The 3,344-nt window shown below is 65.6% G+C and carries 2 protein-coding genes and 1 pseudogene; all 3 read right to left on the bottom strand.

What is annotated here, in order from left to right:
- Positions 1-1,664, bottom strand: a 1,664-nt coding sequence (locus A9W95_RS05225) for a CTP synthase (RefSeq protein ID WP_172826563.1), incomplete at its 3' end; no start/stop codon positions are given.
- Positions 1,665-1,782: 118 nt separating this feature from the next.
- Positions 1,783-2,727 carry a copper transporter gene (locus tag A9W95_RS05220; protein ID WP_067409541.1) on the bottom strand — a complete coding sequence of 315 codons (945 nt, stop codon included), beginning with the start codon at positions 2,725-2,727 and terminating at the stop codon, positions 1,783-1,785.
- A 12-nt stretch (positions 2,728-2,739) separates the two neighbouring features.
- A pseudogene (steA, locus tag A9W95_RS05215) lies at positions 2,740-3,344 on the bottom strand (putative cytokinetic ring protein SteA); the annotation flags it as partial.

Here is a 3,344-nt window from a genome sequence, read left to right as displayed (position 1 = left end):
CAGCCGCTACCTGAACCCGCGGCCCGTGGCTGAACACGACTTCGAGACGATTTCGTCCGAAACCCTCTACCAGGGCGGCTCTTCAGTTCGGGGTGCGCCTGCGTGCCGACGACGAACGGGTGCTGCTCGGGCGGGTATTCGACGAACTCCACCAGATGCCCGTCGGGTGAGGTGCCGGAGAAACGCAGACCGCTTTCGGCGATCTTGTCGCGGTAGGCGTTGTTGACCTCGTAGCGGTGCCGGTGCCGCTCGGACACCTGTGTCGACTGATAAGCCTGCGCCACAATGGATTCCGGTTGCAGCACCGCCGGGTAGGCGCCCAGGCGCATGGTGCCACCGAGGTCGGCTTCGCCCGCCACGATGTGTTCCTGGTCGGCCATGGTGGAGATCACCGGGTCTGGTGTGTTGGGCTCGAATTCTGCGGAGTTGGCTTCGGTGAGGCCTACCGAGCGGGCCGCCTCGATGACGATGCACTGCAGGCCCAGGCAGAGTCCCAGCACCGGCAGTCCGCGGGCGCGGGCATGCGCGATGGCCCCGATCTTGCCCTCGATGCCGCGGATTCCGAAGCCGCCGGGGATCAGCACACCGTGCACGTCACCGAGCGTCGTCGCGGCGGCGCCGGCGGTCTCGCAATCATCGGAGGCGACCCAACGGATCTCGACCTTCGCGCGGTGCTTGAACCCGCCGGCTCGCAGCGCTTCGGTGACCGACAGATAGGCATCGGATAGCTCGACATACTTGCCGACCAAGGCAATTCGCACCGTCTCATGCGGTTCGTGCACCCGCCGCAGCAGATCGTCCCACTCGGTCCAGTCCACGTCCCGGAACGGCAGGTTCAACCGGCGCACCACAAAGGCGTCGAGTTCTTCACGGTGCAGCACCTTCGGGATGTCATAGATCGACGGCGCGTCCGGGGTGGAGATGACGCCGTCGATGTCGACGTCACACATCAACGCGATCTTGTTCTTCAGCGCTTCGGGGACATCGCGGTCACAGCGCAGGATCAGCGCGTCCGGGGTGATACCGATGCTGCGCAGGGCAGCCACCGAGTGCTGCGTCGGCTTGGTCTTGAGTTCACCCGACGGAGCCAGGTACGGCACCAATGAAACATGCAGGAAGAAGACGTTCTCGCGGCCCAGGTCGTGGCGCACCTGACGCGCCGCCTCCAAGAATGGCTGCGATTCGATGTCGCCGACGGTCCCACCGATTTCGGTGATCACCACGTCCGGGCGGTGACCGTCGGGATCCGGTTCGGCCATCGCCGTGATGCGCCGTTTGATCTCGTCGGTGATGTGGGGAATGACCTGAACTGTGTCGCCGAGGTATTCACCGCGCCGCTCCTTGGCGATGACCGTTGAATAGACCTGCCCGGTGGTGACATTCGCCGAGCCGGACAGATCCCGGTCCAGGAACCGCTCGTAGTGGCCGACGTCCAGGTCGGTCTCGGCGCCGTCCTCGGTGACGAAGACCTCGCCGTGCTGGAACGGGTTCATAGTGCCCGGGTCCACATTGAGGTACGGGTCGAGCTTTTGCATCGTGACGTGCAACCCGCGTGCGGTGAGCAGCTGTCCGAGGCTACTGGCGGTGAGACCCTTGCCGAGGGAGGAAGCAACGCCGCCCGAGACGAAGAGGTGCTTGGTGACGGCCTGCGGGTGCCTACGCAATGAGCAACCTCCGTGAAGACGGGCAGGGCTTGACGAATCTAGCCTGAACCAGCTGGGGCCTGCCGACCCACGGAAATCCACCCTAACATCCACGGCGTTTCACCGCGGCTAACACGCCCTACTGGGGCACGGTGACCGATGTGGCTCCGTGACCGGTGCCGTAGTGCCCGGGTCGCGCGCCGGCGACCAGATCATGCAGCCCCAGGATCGCGGTGATTCGGCCCGCTTCGGTGTCGACGTCGTCCACCGTGGTGATGGTCGCTGCCATGCCGGCGTCGGCGCGGGTCACCGCGACCGCGGCGCTACCGGATGCCGATCCGTCCCGTCCGGCGAGCAACGTGCCCGAGCCGTGGGGTGCCAGCGCGGTGGCGAACCTTGCGACGCTGACGCCTTGGTTGCCAGCGTCGGCGGGCAGGCCGCCGCCGGTGATCACGATCGCGGCATTTGCCGCTGCCATGTGTTCGGTCGGCTGATAGGTGATGAAGCCGGTTTCGTGCAATGCCGCCAGTACGGTGTCGCGCTGAGTGTCGTCGACGGCGGGCGCATCGGGCTTGGCGTTGATCAGCAACGCGATGCCCAGTAGGTCACCCGCCTGAGAGCCCTGGTCGACGAGCTTGGTGCTCAGTTGCGTGCCCGCCGGAAGGATCGACGAGTTGACCACCGTGCGCAGTTTCTCCGCGGAGTTGGCTTCGACGAACTCGTGCGTCAGCGTCACCGTGCCGGTGACCGCCCCGCCGGATTGTCCGACGATCTTCGAGACCGCGGTCACGTCGTCGTCTTTGGCGTCGGGGGTCCGAAACAGCACCACCGACTTGCCGGCCAATGCGTCGTGCACGATCCGGCCCAGCACCTGGTTGTCGAAATTGTTTGCCGCGCCGAGCTTTTCGTTCAGCGCGTTGCGCTGGTCGTTGAGCGTGTTGATCTGGGCGGCCAGCTCGCGCTTCTCGTTACGCAGACTGGACAGCAGGGTGTCCGAGAAGAATCCGGAGCCCAGCACCACCCCGATGGCCAGCGCCAGGAAGACGGCGGCCAGCGAGAAAGCATGTTGGCGTAACGAGATCATGAATCCACCGTCCTAGCTCACCAGGTGCTGTATCCAGAGGGTGAATTGGTTCCAGTAGTCGACGAGCCAGTGCACGACCACGCCGTCGGTCCGGGACACCCAGAGCACGACAATGATGGCGATCAACATCGTCAGGGCCAGCAGCGCGATCGCGCCTCCGGAGATGTGGTTGCGGTACAAGGTGGCAACCGCCCGCGCGTCGACCAGCTTCTCCCCCACGCGCAAGCGGGTGAGGAAGGTCGACGGGTTGCTCTGCGAGCGGGTGCGGTCGAAGAAGGTCTCGATGTTGGCGGTGTGGCCGGCGGTGACCAGCAGCGCCGCGCCATGGTGATCGGCGAGCAGCAGGGCCAGGTCGGTCGCGGACCCGGCCGCCGGGAAGGTCATGGCTCCGACACCGAGATCCTGGATGCGTTCCAATCCGGGCGCGTGGCCGTCGGCGTCGGCGCCGACGTATTGCGCAAGGCCGGTTACCGCCCGCAGCTCATCGTCGGTGACCCCGACCAGATCAGCACCGAAGTCCTCAAATGCGGCGCGCAGGTGGTGTTGCCGGCGAACGCTTCCAAGTGGGGGGCCTGTCCACTCTTGGCTTCGCGCATCAGGTCAGCGATGTCGTGATC

It is taken from the genome of Mycobacterium sp. 1423905.2 (assembly GCF_001673155.1).
GTDB lineage: Bacteria > Actinomycetota > Actinomycetes > Mycobacteriales > Mycobacteriaceae > Mycobacterium.
Note: the sequence above shows the minus strand (reverse complement) of the source record. Positions and strands in the feature narration are given on the sequence as shown.